Annotated in this window: 11 protein-coding genes and 1 pseudogene; all 12 read right to left on the reverse strand. The window is 34.6% G+C overall.

The window, feature by feature from the left end; genetic code table 11:
• Positions 1-295 precede the first annotated feature (295 nt).
• Positions 296-835 (reverse strand): annotated as a pseudogene (locus NK356_RS20765) (RHS repeat domain-containing protein); the annotation flags it as partial.
• Positions 836-1100: 265 nt separating this feature from the next.
• Positions 1101-1529 (reverse strand): hypothetical protein, encoded by a 429-nt coding sequence (locus NK356_RS20770; protein WP_253317937.1) that lies wholly within the window; start codon positions 1527-1529, stop codon positions 1101-1103.
• A 12-nt stretch (positions 1530-1541) separates the two neighbouring features.
• Positions 1542-2744 (reverse strand): RHS repeat-associated core domain-containing protein, encoded by a 1203-nt coding sequence (locus NK356_RS24295; RefSeq protein ID WP_367399318.1) that lies wholly within the window; start codon positions 2742-2744, stop codon positions 1542-1544.
• A 292-nt stretch (positions 2745-3036) separates the two neighbouring features.
• Positions 3037-3480 carry a hypothetical protein gene (locus NK356_RS20780; RefSeq protein ID WP_253317938.1) on the reverse strand — a complete coding sequence of 148 codons (444 nt, stop codon included), beginning with the start codon at positions 3478-3480 and terminating at the stop codon, positions 3037-3039.
• Positions 3477-4607: an RHS repeat domain-containing protein gene (locus NK356_RS24300; protein ID WP_367399319.1), complete on the reverse strand. Its 1131-nt coding sequence runs from the start codon at positions 4605-4607 to the stop codon at positions 3477-3479. The genes NK356_RS20780 and NK356_RS24300 overlap by 4 nt, the downstream gene beginning before the upstream one ends.
• Before the next feature lie 745 nt (positions 4608-5352).
• Entirely contained in the window at positions 5353-5754 is a 402-nt protein-coding gene (locus NK356_RS20795) for a hypothetical protein (RefSeq protein ID WP_253317939.1), read from the reverse strand.
• On the reverse strand, positions 5744-6196 hold the full coding sequence (locus NK356_RS20800; protein ID WP_253317940.1) for a hypothetical protein: 453 nt from the start codon (positions 6194-6196) through the stop codon (positions 5744-5746). Before NK356_RS20800 ends, NK356_RS20795 begins: the two co-directional genes overlap by 11 nt.
• A 28-nt stretch (positions 6197-6224) precedes the next feature.
• Positions 6225-9341 (reverse strand): DUF6443 domain-containing protein, encoded by a 3117-nt coding sequence (locus tag NK356_RS20805; RefSeq protein WP_253317941.1) that lies wholly within the window; start codon positions 9339-9341, stop codon positions 6225-6227.
• 11 nt (positions 9342-9352) lie between these two features.
• Entirely contained in the window at positions 9353-10318 is a 966-nt protein-coding gene (locus NK356_RS20810; RefSeq protein WP_253317942.1) for a hypothetical protein, read from the reverse strand.
• Positions 10319-10328: 10 nt separating this feature from the next.
• A complete protein-coding gene (locus NK356_RS20815; protein ID WP_253317943.1) occupies positions 10329-10772 on the reverse strand; it encodes a hypothetical protein in 444 nt (147 codons plus the stop codon).
• A 118-nt stretch (positions 10773-10890) separates the two neighbouring features.
• Complete coding sequence (locus NK356_RS20820) at positions 10891-13806, reverse strand: hypothetical protein (RefSeq protein WP_253317944.1); 2916 nt, start codon at positions 13804-13806, stop codon at positions 10891-10893.
• 5 nt (positions 13807-13811) lie between these two features.
• Positions 13812-14462: T9SS type A sorting domain-containing protein (locus NK356_RS20825; RefSeq protein WP_253317945.1), on the reverse strand; the 651-nt coding region annotated here is incomplete at its 5' end.

Below are 14462 nucleotides of genomic sequence, written 5' to 3' on the forward strand. Positions count from 1 at the left end.
CTTTTGCTAGCTTTGATAAAATATTTTGAAATTCTCCATCATTCATAGCCATTCTACCTGCTTGAATTCTGTTTTCAGGTGTGTTTCCTAAAAAATAATTCCCCTTTTGTATACTCCAGTTTCCAGAAAAATCTTGTTGAGCATATCTATCTCCATCTACAAAATGAAATTGACCTCCAGGATTAGGAATTCCAGAACCTTTTATTGTATTGATTATAGCTTGAGTCCAATAACTTGGACTTGCTCTATCTACATCTCCTTCTGAAACTCTACCATTAATTAATATTGGAAGTTCACCATCTTTATCTATATAAAGAATAGGACTATTAAGAGCATAAACATAAGGGGATGAACTTTCTAATAATTCTGCTTTTGGATCCACAACACCCCATCGTCCAATATCCGGCATATAAAATCTCGCCCCATAATCATACATTCCACTTTCCTGCAGCTCCTTTCCATTGTACTTATATTTATATGCTAAATTTCCTGTTAATCCATTATACCCCTCATGCTTCAGTCCAAATGGATAATAATTACTTTCTTCAATGATCTCTGTTCCTGCTCCATTTTTAGCATAACTTAATCTAACATTTCCAAGATGATCCGTATAATTATACACATACTTTCCAGTTTCAACATTAAAATATCCTTCTGCTGTTGGGAAAAACTTTAATATCGAATTGGTATACTGAAAACCATCCAGGTAATCGGTTGTTTCTGTTCCGAATACTTTTCTTACTTTCACTCCGTCTGCTCTGTAAATATAATCAGTTATCTTGGAATTTTGGGTAATCTTTCCTGGTAAATTCAGATAATTATATTGGATGGAAGAATATAATTACCAGAACCTGTTTATAAACTTATTTCACCACACGAAAGGATTCGTGCGGCAGCGGGGGGGATTACCAAACAAAAATTTAAAGACTTCTTTAATAAAAATGTAGCAGCGCTATAAAACACAAAACCCTCGCAATTTTGCGAGGGTTCTTTATTTATCTGCTCAAAGTCGGGAGACTTTGCGCAGCAGGGCTTATACAGCATGCTAAAAATAGATTAGCTTATAGATAGAAGAAGCCTCGCATAGTGCGAGGCTTCTTCTATCTATACTGGCTCCAATCTATCTGGCTCATCAGATAAAACGAATAAACCAAATTACTGACTATTAATAATACTATTCCAAAAACTATCCAGCCCCCAAGTCTATTCTTATTCTTAGGCAGCTTGTCAAATTCAGCATTATATTCCTTCCAAGTATCTTTATAATCCAATGTAAAATAATTAAACCCAATAATAATTAATAAAGGTATATATATAATAGGCATTGAAATAGAAAGCTCTACAGCCATTTTTGTATAAATAGCATAATATGCTCCCAATGACATTAGGGTCCATATCTCTAAAACAATCATAACAAAACCCGCTTTAAAAGAGGTGAGAAAGTTTCCTCCTGATAACTCTGAAGTATATTCTATAGAACGATAAATTTTATAGAAGAAATAATAATAAGCTTGTTTTATCTTTTTCATATGTATATCTTATTATTGTTTCATTGCACCAGGAAACGCCTGCCAGTTGGGATCTATTGCTTTGTTTTCCTGATATAATCTTTCCTGATCTGCCGCCGCTCCTACCCATCCTCCCGGATAGAAGGCATCTATACCAAAATAAACTGTAGAAATGACTGCTCCCGGAGGGCCTCCCCAGACCCCAATAGCTCCCATTGTTGTATTTAATCCTGCTTTTGCCGGATGAACGGCATTTGGAGAATTTGGATTCTGTGTGTAATTCCAAACACCAACTCCGTCCATTACAACGCCTGCTCCAAAAGACGCTTTACTTAGTATTCCTCCCCATCTTCCTATTTTAGAAATAGGGATTGTAGCTTTTGTTGCTGGCATTTTTCCAAACAAACTAAGATTTCTACCACTTAGCTGATAATTTCCAGCCAATCCTCTTCTCAGACCTGTAGCATACATTTGCTCAGAATTTAGGATTCCTTTAAAGCCTGCTATGGTAGCACCTGTGCCAAAAGCCCAGTTCGCTTGTCCACCAGGACCGTACCAGTTTGCCGTTTCCGTTGTTTGTGGTTTTGCTTTTCCCGTAATTAATACAGATTCCTGCACACCATCATTTGCGAAAGTTTCTCCAGATCCTTCAGATCCCATGGTATAACTAACACCGTTTTTCTTATCATTAATAGAATATGAGCCATCTTCATTTCTTTTTATAGAACCAGTAATCCCATGCTCTCTTCTATATTCTCTTGCTTCTTTTCTGGTTTCAAATAAACCTGTAGGATCGGCAAAGTTCACTGGACTATCAAAACCAAATCGGTATGGTGTAAGCGTTGGTAATATTTCAGAAAGTCTGTCCATTCCTGTAAATCTACCAATGTCCGGCATATAATGACGGAAGTCCATTGCATACATACCCGTCTCCTGAAGTTCTTTACCGTTGTACTTATACCTATACGCAGGATTTCCCGTCAATACATTATACCCCTCATGCTTCAATCCAAAAGGATAATAATTACTTTCTTCAATGATCTCTAATCCTACCCCATTCTTAGCATAGCTTAATCTTGTATTTCCCAGATGGTCAGTATAGTTATACACATACTTTCCGGTTTCAACATTAAAATATCCTTCTGCTGTAGGGAAAAACTTTAATATCGAATTGGTATACTGAAAACCATCCAGATAATCGGTTGTTTCTGTTCCAAAAACCTTTCTTACTTTCACTCCGTCTGCTCTGTAAATATAATCAGTTATCTTGGAATTTTGGGTAATCTTTCCTGGTAAATTCAGATAATTATATTGAATGGAGGAATATAATTACCTGAACCTGTTTATAAACTTATTTCACCACACGAAAGGATTCGTGCGGCAGCGGGGGTAACCTTTCCTGGTAAATTCAGATAATTATATTGGATGGAGGAAATTCCTTTATCCAATTGGGTGGTCATGTTTCCATTGACATCATAAGTAATAGTACTTCCGGTGCTTCCTGACGCTAACGGAGCATAATAATTGCTTATCTTAAAGAATCTAAAAGAATTAATTTATCTCTCTTTATTTTATATTTATAAACAGGATAAATTTTGTCAATATGTGGTGGAATTTCATTCAAAATATAAGATTCCACACCTTCTTTTTTATAAGTCTTTACAAACCTTTTACCAAAATTCTTATTATCGATTATATAAGACGGTTTAAGAATTTTATTCTTATAAATACCAAAACTGTTTTTCGAAATAATTCCTGTTGGACTAACTGTTATAGTAAGTAATGTATCTTTTTTCTTTGAAAAATTTATTTCGTAGATAAATAATTTATATAAATCATTATTGGGGATAGGATTTTTTTTCTGATAATTTAATACTTCACGATAAAGGTTGTCATTAAAAAAAAAATCTTCTTTTTTTTCTTTATTACAGCTCAAGAATAAAATAAATAAAAATAAAATAACTACTCTCATTTCTTGAAATTTTTACTTTCGTTATTAATTTTCTTAATCAAATAAATACCTGTTTTAGTGACATTATAAAGATTTGTTGATTTGGGAAAAAATACATAATTAGGATAATTTACATTGTAATCAACTGTATTTCTATAATCTCCACCTTGTCCATAGTATATGCCTTTCCCTCTAGATCCCATAGAATTTAGTTCAGTATAATTTTCTTCATATTTAGTTTTAAAAGGGTGATTATGGTATTCTGCGTTAGTCTTTACATCTTTACCTATTTGTCCAGATCCTGGTGAAAAACCAGAATCATTATATGTTTGCAAAGCTAAGTATCTCTTATCTCCCTTATCAAAATCTATAAGTGAGAATTCAACATTTTTAGCATTATTTGCAGCATACTGAAATAAATTGAACATATCATCTTCAACCTGTGAACTATATTCCTTTATGGCCTGATGATATGCAGGATAATTATCTCCTTCACGCCCATCTCTATAATATTGTAGTTGTCCGACCAAACCTTTAGTTTTTATTCTTATTCCATCTTTATAATCTCCTTTTTTATCTCCATTATTATCATTTAGTTTTCCGGTTTTACTGTTATAACCATAAACTAGATCATCTCCTTTTTGCTTTTTTGCTAGAATAAATTTACCTTCTTCATTTAATAAATAAACGTCCATCCCATCTTTATCAACAAATTTTATTGGATTATTTAAGACATAATTGTAACCAGTGAAATCAAAGAATTTCTCCGCCATCGGATCTATCACACACCACCGTCCAATATCACTCATATACATCCTCGCCCCATAATCATACATGCCAGTCTCCTGCAGCTCTTTTCCGTTGTACTTATACTTATATGCTGGATTTCCCGTCAATACATTATACCCTTCATGCTTCAATCCAAACGGGTAATAGTTACTCTCTTCAATGATCTCTAATCCTGCTCCATTTTTAGCATAGCTTAATCTGGTATTTCCAAGATGATCCGTATAGTTATACACATACTTTCCGGTTTCAACATTAAAATATCCTTCTGCTGTAGGGAAAAACTTTAATATCGAATTGGTATACTGAAAACCATCCAGATAATCGGTTGTTTCTGTTCCAAAAACCTTTCTTACTTTCACTCCGTCTGCTCTGTAAATATAATCAGTTATCTTGGAATTTTGGGTAATCTTTCCTGGTAAATTCAGATAATTATATTGAATGGAGGAATATAATTACCTGAACCTGTTTATAAACTTATTTCACCACACGAAAGGATTCGTGCGGCAGCGGGGTTACTTTGGAGTTATATGTGAATTTAGATAATTATATTGAATGGAGACATATAATTATTAGAACTTATTTAGACATAAAAAGCCATTGCAATTCTCACTGCAATGGCTTTTATTATTTACCATTGGACACGAGCGAGACGCTCGCGCCAGCAGGAGGATATGTTTTGCTGCCCCTGAACAAAAACAATTGCACACAGAAAAAGAATGAACAGGTATTTTATCATTTTTTTATTTTCTAAGATATAAAAAAAAACTCCGCAGTCTATTTCTACTAAAATTCCTAGCATCCACTACAAATTTTTCCTTTGTAAAGTCATGAGAAATTTCCAATTGAAGAAACGAAATAATATCATTCATATTTTTTCGTCTTGTTTTAACTGATTGACACACTGTTAAATATACGAAAAAACAAGCACAAAACAAGGTTAAACAACTGAAAACCAACATTTTAAACACTTAACTTAATAACATTGCGCTCGTGCCAGCGGCGGTAATATAATTATTAGCCAGTTACACATATAAAAGCCACTGCTCTTACAGTGGCTTTATTCTTACTCCCACACGAAAGGATTCGTGTGGCAGCGGAAGATACTTAACTGCTTTTTCTTCTAAATATAAGAGACCAAGGAAATACAGAAAGAATTAAAGCTATTCCCAAAAAATATATTTTCCCATAATTTTGGCTTTTAACAGGATAAGTATAAGCACCATTATCCTTATCATAGATTAATTTTATTTTACTATTCTTCGGATATTTAATACAATTCCCGTAATCCAATTTTACATTATATTCTTTATTTTCGTCTCTTATAATAACTCCTGATTCTAGTTTTGTATAAGCTCTACAATTTTGACTTATTACAGTTCTTTCAACCATTATTCCATTTTCAAGTATTCGATCATATTTCAAAAAAGAATAAATTACATAGAATAATCCTATGATCAATAAAATGATGATAAATTTTTGATTATTGGTGTAAATTCTATCTTTCATTTGGTCCTTTTTCTGATGTTAATTCACCAATAATTAGTGTGGCCGTTTTTTTAGTTTTAGAATCATCTTTAAGAAAAAGTTCGTTTGTTAAAGAGTTTGCTCCAAATTTCTTATAAGAATCATTAACAATTTTAACACCTGCCCAAGCTTCATTATATTTATTTAAATCTTTTTCTGCCTCTTGAAGTTTGTTTGTCCATTTTCTAATCGTTTTATTTCTTCTAAGGTTTGTTAATTTATCTTTAATTCTAGCTACTTTGTTCGCACTAATATTCATTTTTCTGAATAATTTTTGTTCAAGCTTATCAACATATTTTATAGGTATAACTTTTTCTAAACTAGCTGATAATAACCCTCCCGTCAATGATTTCCAGAAATCGTACTCTTTTCCATCTTCAGTATTTAAATAATCCGCAGCAGTATTACCAATAGTATTGACCAAAATATCAATTCCGTTATTAATTAATTTTTTAAATATTGATTTTCAAACCACTCGTTACAACATTTTTTAGAGAATCGATTCCACCAGTTGCAAAGCCAGTCGCCCCAGAAATAGCCATTGACCATCCATTTATATTATTAGTCATTGCGTGGCGTAGATTATAATTAGATTCTCCCAAAAAATAATTATACCCAACTTGACCTGCATAATCTGCCAATATTCCTATTATAGCTCCTGCAGGTCCAGGGAATTCTCCATCATTGTCAACAAAACCTATAGGATCATTAAATGTAAAGACATAAGGGGAATATTCTGGTAGGTAATCAGAAGCTGGATCTAAGACACCCCATCTTCCAAGATCACTCATATACATCCTTGCTCCAAAATCATTCCAGCCTGTTTCCTGTAATTCTTTTCCTCCAAACTTATATTTATACGCCGGATTTCCTGCCAATACATTATACCCCTCATGCTTCAATCCAAACGGGTAATAATTACTTTCTTCAATGATCTCTGTTCCTGCTCCATTTTTAGCATAGTTTAATCTAACATTTCCAAGGTGGTCAGTATAATTATACACATACTTTCCGGTTTCAACATTAAAATATCCTTCTGCTGTTGGGAAGAATTTCAAAACAGAATTAGTATACTGGAAGCCATCCAGATAATCGGTTGTTTCTGTTCCAAAAACCTTTCTTACTTTCACTCCGTCTGCTCTGTAAATATAATCCGTTACTTTGGAGTTTTGGATAATCTTTCCTGGTAAATTTAGATAATTATATTGAATGGAGGAAATTCCTTTATCCAACTGGGTGGTCATATTTCCATTGAGATCATAAGTAATACTACTTCCTGTACTTCCTGATGCTAACGGATATCCACTGATGGCATTTCCGGTACCGATTTCTCTAAGATAAGATAACTTATTGCTTTGTTCTCCGTTTTCATAATGGTATTCCAGATTGTCCATTACTTCTGGGGCGGTATATCCAGGAAGCTGTTTTCCTCTTCTTAAAAGGCTTTTAATATTGCCGTTCAGATCATAGGTAAGCTGCTCGTGGTACTCTCCTCTTTCTAAATTCATGGCATCCCAGAAACGTCCTTCTTTAAGCCGGTTAAGGGCATCATATTCATAGGAGTAATTTCTCAGTACAACGTCATTTTGGGTAATCCATGACATTTGGGAAATATTGCCATTATATCTTGCTGAACCTGAAAACTGACTGTTTGGGTTACTGTAACGCAATTCGTAGGCAAACAGTTTATTCTGCAGATTGGAAGGATCATTCACTTTTGTCATCCAGCCTCTGATATTATAAGCATATTTGACACTCTGTAGTGGGCTTCCTGTGGTATTTCCTACATTTTTAGTCCGCAATTGCCCAAGATCATTATACAGATTTTCTGCCAACAATTCCTGAGCACCTCCGTTCACCTGATTCCAATGTCTTACGAGTCTTTCCTGGTGATCATATTCATAAGTTTCTTTGATAGTAACCTTCGTGTCACCAGCTGTTCTTTTATGTTCAACAAGGCTATACTCCGGTACTCCTGAAAATTTCAGGAAGCTTTCTGTCTTCGTGTATCCTCCAAGATGGTTCAAAGAATGCCTTGCGATAGACCTCCCTTTCTTGTCATAATAGGTGTAAACTTTTGTCCAGCCGTCATTTTCAATATTTTTAGTATAAGAAGCCGTTGGAAGGCTTTTAGTGCTGACTTCTGAATTCTGTGTTGTCTGAGGTAATACATCCTGCCCTAGAACCGCACTTACTGCTGGCGCTCCCTGAGGATACGTATCATAATAATTGACAGTCAGGAGTTTATCAACTGTTGTAGGATAAGACAGGTTTCCATATTCAATACTGGTTCCATTCAGGGTAAAGCTTCCTCCACGGGTTTCATAAGTGTCAGCAGATTGGTTATCAATCGTATTCTGTATCGCATTTCTTGGATTGGTATCTCTGGTAATCCCGGTATACACTACTCTTCCGAAACGGTCATATTTGGTAAACATCCATGACTGATCAGCCGAAAAATTCGCAATCCCATTTTTGAGGGCTGTATCTCTGGATAGAATAATCTGATCTTTTTTATTGTAAACCATTTGCTCCCAACCTTTCCCCGGAAGTTTCTTTTCTACCAGCCTGTTTTTACCATCATATTTATACTGATAGCAAAGATGTTCCAGTGCGGAAGCTGAAACGGCTGCCCCCGCAGAAGCTAAAGGCGGTATAACAAATGCCAGCTGGTCATATTCATTATAAACGTAATAAGTATCTGCATTTTCTGAAGCACTGATCACTTTTCTTACCAGTAAAGTCTGGCCTCTGCCGTTTTTAAATTCTATGGTTTTATTGTTGTCCTCATCTGTTACTGTATTTTTATACAGCTGGGCATTTCCATAGGTCCCGGACAATACAAGATCTGAAGAAGTTGCTCCGGCAACCCATGAGGTAACAGTGGTAAATTTTTTAACCTCACCTGTCGTGTTGGTTTCATATCCAAAAACAACAGGTTTGTTCTGCCAGTCAGTTCCTGGATTTTTCTGATTTAAAACTCTGTCTAGTGGAGAATTTTCAAGGGTTTTGTGGCTAAAAGGAAAAGAATCATTGATGCCATTGGACTGATAGTAACTATTGGCACTGCCTTCTACTCCGGTCTGGATATTTCCGCTCAATGAGTTCATAGGAACAGGCAGCCAGCTATCAACCTGTCTTCCAAAATTATCATAAGGGATATGAGTCACCAGGTCTTTTCCTCCAGATGTTGATTTAATATTAACAGCCTGCTTCGGTCTTCCCAAACCATCAAAAAACTGAATACTTTGTATCTGCTGAAGGGATCCGTCTGAAACGGCTGTAGCCACCAAATATTGTCTGGTATAGACATAATTTTCCGTCGTTGGAAGACTGGACGAATAATTGACTGTAATGGGAGTATAAGTTTCTCCATTGCCAGATGATGATCCTCCAATATAAGCCCGAAAAGTTCCATTGGCAGAACTGAACTTGAACCCAGGAAGCATCCGTATACTCTGAGGGTCTGCCACTTCAGTATTAGGAACAGGAGGTGAGTTTAAAACAATCTGCCCAAAATGATGAAGACTCCATAGCAACCCAATGCTTATATATATTTTTTTATACATTGATTTTATTATTAGCGGGTTGTATTGGATTTCATTATAAGAAACTGCTCTTTCAACTGCTTAATTTCTGAAACTACGTTTTTCAGCTCTGAGTTTTCTCCTTCTAATTTCTGTATTTTTTCCTGCTGGTCTTTCAATTGTCTCTCCTGCTTAATGGCATAGAGGGTAAGTTCTTCAATTTTCTGTAATAATTTAATCTGAAATTCACCCACGTTTACGCCTTCTTTTTCCATCATCTTTGCGGAAGCAATTTCTGGAAGGTGCTTTTTCTCTTTAATATGTTTTGCTACTTCTTCCAGATTGGGAAGGTTATAATTTTCCTCAAATACGAAGTCAGCAGTTGGAGTTAGCGTTACTTTTATTTCTTTTGCTTCCAGCTTACCTTGCAGTAAGGCATTTCCATTAGGCTTAATAGCCATCTGCACTTTCTTGTTTGTAATAAAGTTAATCGCTCCAAAATCCGGGGTTGTAATCTCATTTTCAATATTAAAGTCACCGTAAGTTCCATATCTGAAGTTATTGCCCGAGTATGTAGAATTTACTTCCAGATTAGCAGTAGTACTATTATACACTAAACGAACTATAGCACTGCCCCCGGTTGGTCCGAAAGATGAAAACTTTCCTAAAACTAAATTTTGGTCATTAACATTATCCTGAGCTACATGCAATTTACCATTGGGACTTGCAACTCCTATTCCAACATTTCCGTTACTGTCATTAATAACAAGTTTGGGGTTGGTATAATCTCCTTTGGATACAATCCACTGGCTGCCATGCAAATCACCAAAAAACCAACCATTAGTACCATTAAGATATTGGGTTTGAATCCCACGGATAAATCCTCCATCATTGGTACTTCTTTTTAAATATAAAATAGGAGAAGGGTTTTGAATGGTTACTTCTGAAAATGCTCCTTGTTGTGCAAAGGATAATTGAGCTGCTAAAATTCCTGCAATGAATAGTATTTTTTTCATCATTTAAGTTTTTTTATTGTTTATAGTTATATTTGAATTCTTTTAAGAGGTTACCTGTAGAGCTTTTTTCTCTGATTTCTTTAAGCCTGTTAGCCGAATCATAAAGATATACTTCCCTGATACCTGTAGGAGGTGTGATACTTCTAACTCCAATGAGTGGATCGTAGGTGTATGTAGTTATCTGATAGTTTGGCAAACTATTTCTGAATGTATTCAATACAGATAAAAGTGAAGTTTCATCATTATTAGCTGCTGCAGAAGCATCTGTATTGGATGCATTAACAATCGAATCAATTAACGACTGCGGAATATCTGTTAATTTCGCTCCTTCTATTTTAGCAATAGGCTGGGTTAGATTATACCCCCAGATAATTACTATCGAAACTCCATTTTTAGTGGTGAATTGTTGCAAGTTTCCTTTAGGATCATATTTATCGTAAGTAACCTTTTTTTCCATATCATCAGAGTACAGATTTTTGTTAAGCACTTCATATGGTAGAGGTAGGCTTGACGTTTTTAAGTCTGCATCGGATTGAGATAATGGATATTGTATTTTTACTTTGGAAATAGTGTTGCTATTTTTTTTTTACTTCAGTTTCCAATGGAATTCCAGTAATTCCTTTACTAAATAAATAGGGATTATTACCTCCTTCTGAATACTTGTAATTTGTGATAGTAGTTTCGTCAGGATTTATTAATTTGTACTTTTGGATTGATCCAAGGTTATTATAAGTAAAGTGTTCTGTGGTCTCAATAATTTTATTAGTAAAATATCGCTTCGTAATTGCAGAATCAATCTTATGAGATTCTGACATCATAGGAGTAGTATAAAAATGATATTTTGCAATACCGTCATACTCTCCAGTTGAGGCGATCAAAGGATCTTTTCCACTCAATAAAAATTTCTTTTCAGCTCTAACACTATAAAATTGATTAAATGGTAGTAGATTCTTGTATTTATATGTAACAGATTCAATAAGGTTATTATCAGCATTTTTGATCACTTTTTGTTGTAAAAGTCCATTATGCTGATTTTTAATTACAGGGAAATAGTCTGCTACAATATTTTCTAAATTATTATAATAATATTCTGTTTTCCCTTTTATTTGAAGGGGATTATTAATATTCACTGTACTCTCTGTAACTTTACCATATCCTACCGCATCATACTCACCAGAAGAAATCTGATCGGTAATCGACCAAAAACTGTTATAGGAATAAGAGGTGGAACAGTTGGTTGCCTGTCCGCAGTTAAAACAATAGTAATCCTTTTGCCTTAAAGGACTTATTCTATTTTGAAGAACGCCACTTTCATATTCATATTTTTTCCACTCAGATAAAATTCCTTGGCTGGAATAATTTTTTAAAGACTTTATTCTCGGACCATGTCCATAAGAAGTAAAGTTACTACCTATATTAGGCTTTTTTACGATGGTAAAAGATGTGTTTATTCCTGCGGAATGGTAAATATCCACAGCTTGATACATGCTGTTGTCAATATTTAATACCACTCTATTTTGAATTGTAGGATCAGTAGAACTGACAAGTTCAAATACCCCGTTAATTTGGAAGTTATATGTCTGGCTGAAATCAGTATTATTAGTAAGTTCCCCAAACTTCCATTCTTTAATAACTTCCAATACAGTTTCCCCGCCACCTGCATTCTTTTTAATTTTTAACAGTTTAATACTAGCATTAGCATTAGTCATCTGATAATAGTTATATCTTTTAGACTGTGGACCAGTAGAACCACCATCAAATCCGCCTGAAAATTCAGCATGAAAGTTCAAAGAACCTCCTTTGTCGTATGGAAAATCATATATATTGTTTAAAGGGCTATATCCTCCGATACCATTATTATTTAGATGGATTGTTTCGGATAGGTTGAATATCTGGTCATGACTGGGAATAAACTGGTTGTTAAAAGAATTAAGTTCGTACTCATAATCAGTATAGCCCTTAGTAGGATATTCAACCCTTCTAAGCATATATGAATTGACAAAATCTTTATTGGAATATCTATTATTTCCTTCGTAAGACACGGGTACTCCCATAGCAGGAGTGAGATAAAAGCTTAAATCAGGTAATAAATTATTATTATAGTGTCCGTTGTAATATCCCCAGAAATCTTTAGCAAAAGAAACTTTTGAAGGTAAAGTAGCGGAAAGGTCATAGTCAAATTTAAATTCTTCATTGCTATTGATCTTGTTACCGATATTATCATAAGTAAAAAAAGAAACTTTATCCAGCTTTAATCTTTTACCAAATGCATCTTTCATCTGGGTAAAGTTTTGCAATTCAGTAATAGCAGATGGAAAATCCTCCTGGTAAGGAAAATAGGTATAAATAAAATCTAAAGATTTAAATTTTTTGTTATTTCTTACATTTATAAAATCAATAGATTCAAGTCTTTTAAGATTGTTCCAACTATATAGATTAATATCCTGTCTGTCACCAAGATTAAAAATGATTTCCAGATCATCTGTTTTAATTTTTTTCAAAATTTTCACATTACTATTATTTAATGTGGCCTGTGCTGGCGCAAACTGATAATTTATTTTTCCATAACACATATCAGTAGGTCCTAAACTATAAGCAGAAGTTCTGATATTTCTCTGCTGGGAAAAAGAATAAAAATTATAATTTGCATCCTGATACTCAAAAGAGATCTGCTTCGTATTTGGAAATACAATTTTACTAATTTTATAGCTTCTACTGGAAAATTCTTCTGATAAAGATGTTCCATTGTAGCTGGAAAATATTTCTTTTTGCCCAAAATAATATTTTATCCCATTATCATCAGTAGCTATGATCTGATCATAAAAGACTTCAAATTTTATATTTTCACTTTTCTCCAACTGAATAATCTCACGGGTCTGAAGATTAATGAAAAAGCTTCCGCTATGCCCAAAGAAATTAAATCTGAAAATGTCAACCTCAGCATTTTTTCCATACACTATATCATTGACAACTGTATTTCCATCAGATCCGCTTGGAGATGATGGGGGGAAACATCCGGGGTTTTGCTGGTTACCGATAGTACACCAATCATAATCAACAAATCCTTTTTGTTTTACCACTTTAAATCTTCCTGTGCCTCCCGGATATAATTCGAGTCTATTATAAAATGGAATATATTCGTTTGGAGTAGCATAGCTTACATCATTCTGATCCGCCTTTCCTTTGACATCTTGATATATTACGCCTTCAGGCATCAGATTCCAGCCTAATCCCACCCATGTAGCCTGATCATCCAGTTTAATACCGGAAGCATTATAGTTCAAATTAATAGGCAGTTCAAATCCTGCTTCATGAATTGTATAGATAGGAACATTCGTTTGTGCTACTCCTGTATATGTACCGACTGGAATATCTCCATATCTTTTGAACATTGCTACTTCGGGCGAAGTGGGAAAGTTAACATTTGTTTGATTTTGTGAATAGAGCCAACTACAAAGCAGCAGGAGGCAAATACTATGATATTTTTTCATTTGCGTTATTTTTTAATTAGTTTAGCATTCGCCGTTTTATTGTTATCAGTTTTTATCGTCACCAGATAAGCGCCCTGCACCAAAGCCTGGGTATTGATCTTAGTCACTCTGTTCTTTGTTTTTATACTTTGAAGTTGTCTTCCACTCATGTCATACAACAGAATATCTGCTTCTTTGAAGTCGTTGAATCCTATTTCTATATAAGCATAATCTGAGACAGGATTTGGATAGATCTTGATGTCGTACTTTTCTATTAGTTGGTCTACCTGTTTATCTCCCAGTTTTACAATCTTCCAGTTTTCTTTTCCAAGCTCTTCTGCACTGGTTCCTGCAAGAATAATTGAACCATCTCGATTGAGTTTTAAATCTGAAAGTCTTTCTTCTTTTTGCCTGGATTCTCCTTTGACATGTTTTCTCCACTGCTCATTTCCGTTTTGATCCAAATACAGCATCCAGAAGGTTTCATCATCTGTTTCTATTCTTCCTTCAGCCTGGGTGTAACCTCCTAACAGAATTCCTTTAGACTTTTCACTTCCATCTTCCAGCCTCCCGCTTACCACATTCATTCCCATCAGAATGTCTCTGTTTTTGAAATTGTAGGACTTCTGCCACAGATCTTCTCCTCTTTCATTGAGAGCAATCAGCCAAAGGTCTGT

It is taken from the genome of Chryseobacterium sp. S0630 (assembly GCF_024158915.1).
GTDB lineage: Bacteria > Bacteroidota > Bacteroidia > Flavobacteriales > Weeksellaceae > Chryseobacterium.

Bases quoted from the DNA above. Each gene is read 5' to 3' on its own strand.
- NK356_RS20770 (WP_253317937.1), bottom strand. From the start codon at position 1,529: ATGAAAAAGATAAAACAAGCTTATTATTATTTCTTCTATAAAATTTAT.
- NK356_RS20780 (WP_253317938.1), bottom strand. From the start codon at position 3,480: ATGAGAGTAGTTATTTTATTTTTATTTATTTTATTCTTGAGCTGTAAT.
- NK356_RS20795 (WP_253317939.1), bottom strand. From the start codon at position 5,754: ATGAAAGATAGAATTTACACCAATAATCAAAAATTTATCATCATTTTA.
- NK356_RS20805 (WP_253317941.1), bottom strand. From the start codon at position 9,341: ATGTATAAAAAAATATATATAAGCATTGGGTTGCTATGGAGTCTTCAT.
- NK356_RS20810 (WP_253317942.1), bottom strand. From the start codon at position 10,318: ATGATGAAAAAAATACTATTCATTGCAGGAATTTTAGCAGCTCAATTA.
- NK356_RS20815 (WP_253317943.1), bottom strand. From the start codon at position 10,772: ATGGAAAAAAAGGTTACTTACGATAAATATGATCCTAAAGGAAACTTG.
- NK356_RS20820 (WP_253317944.1), bottom strand. From the start codon at position 13,806: ATGAAAAAATATCATAGTATTTGCCTCCTGCTGCTTTGTAGTTGGCTC.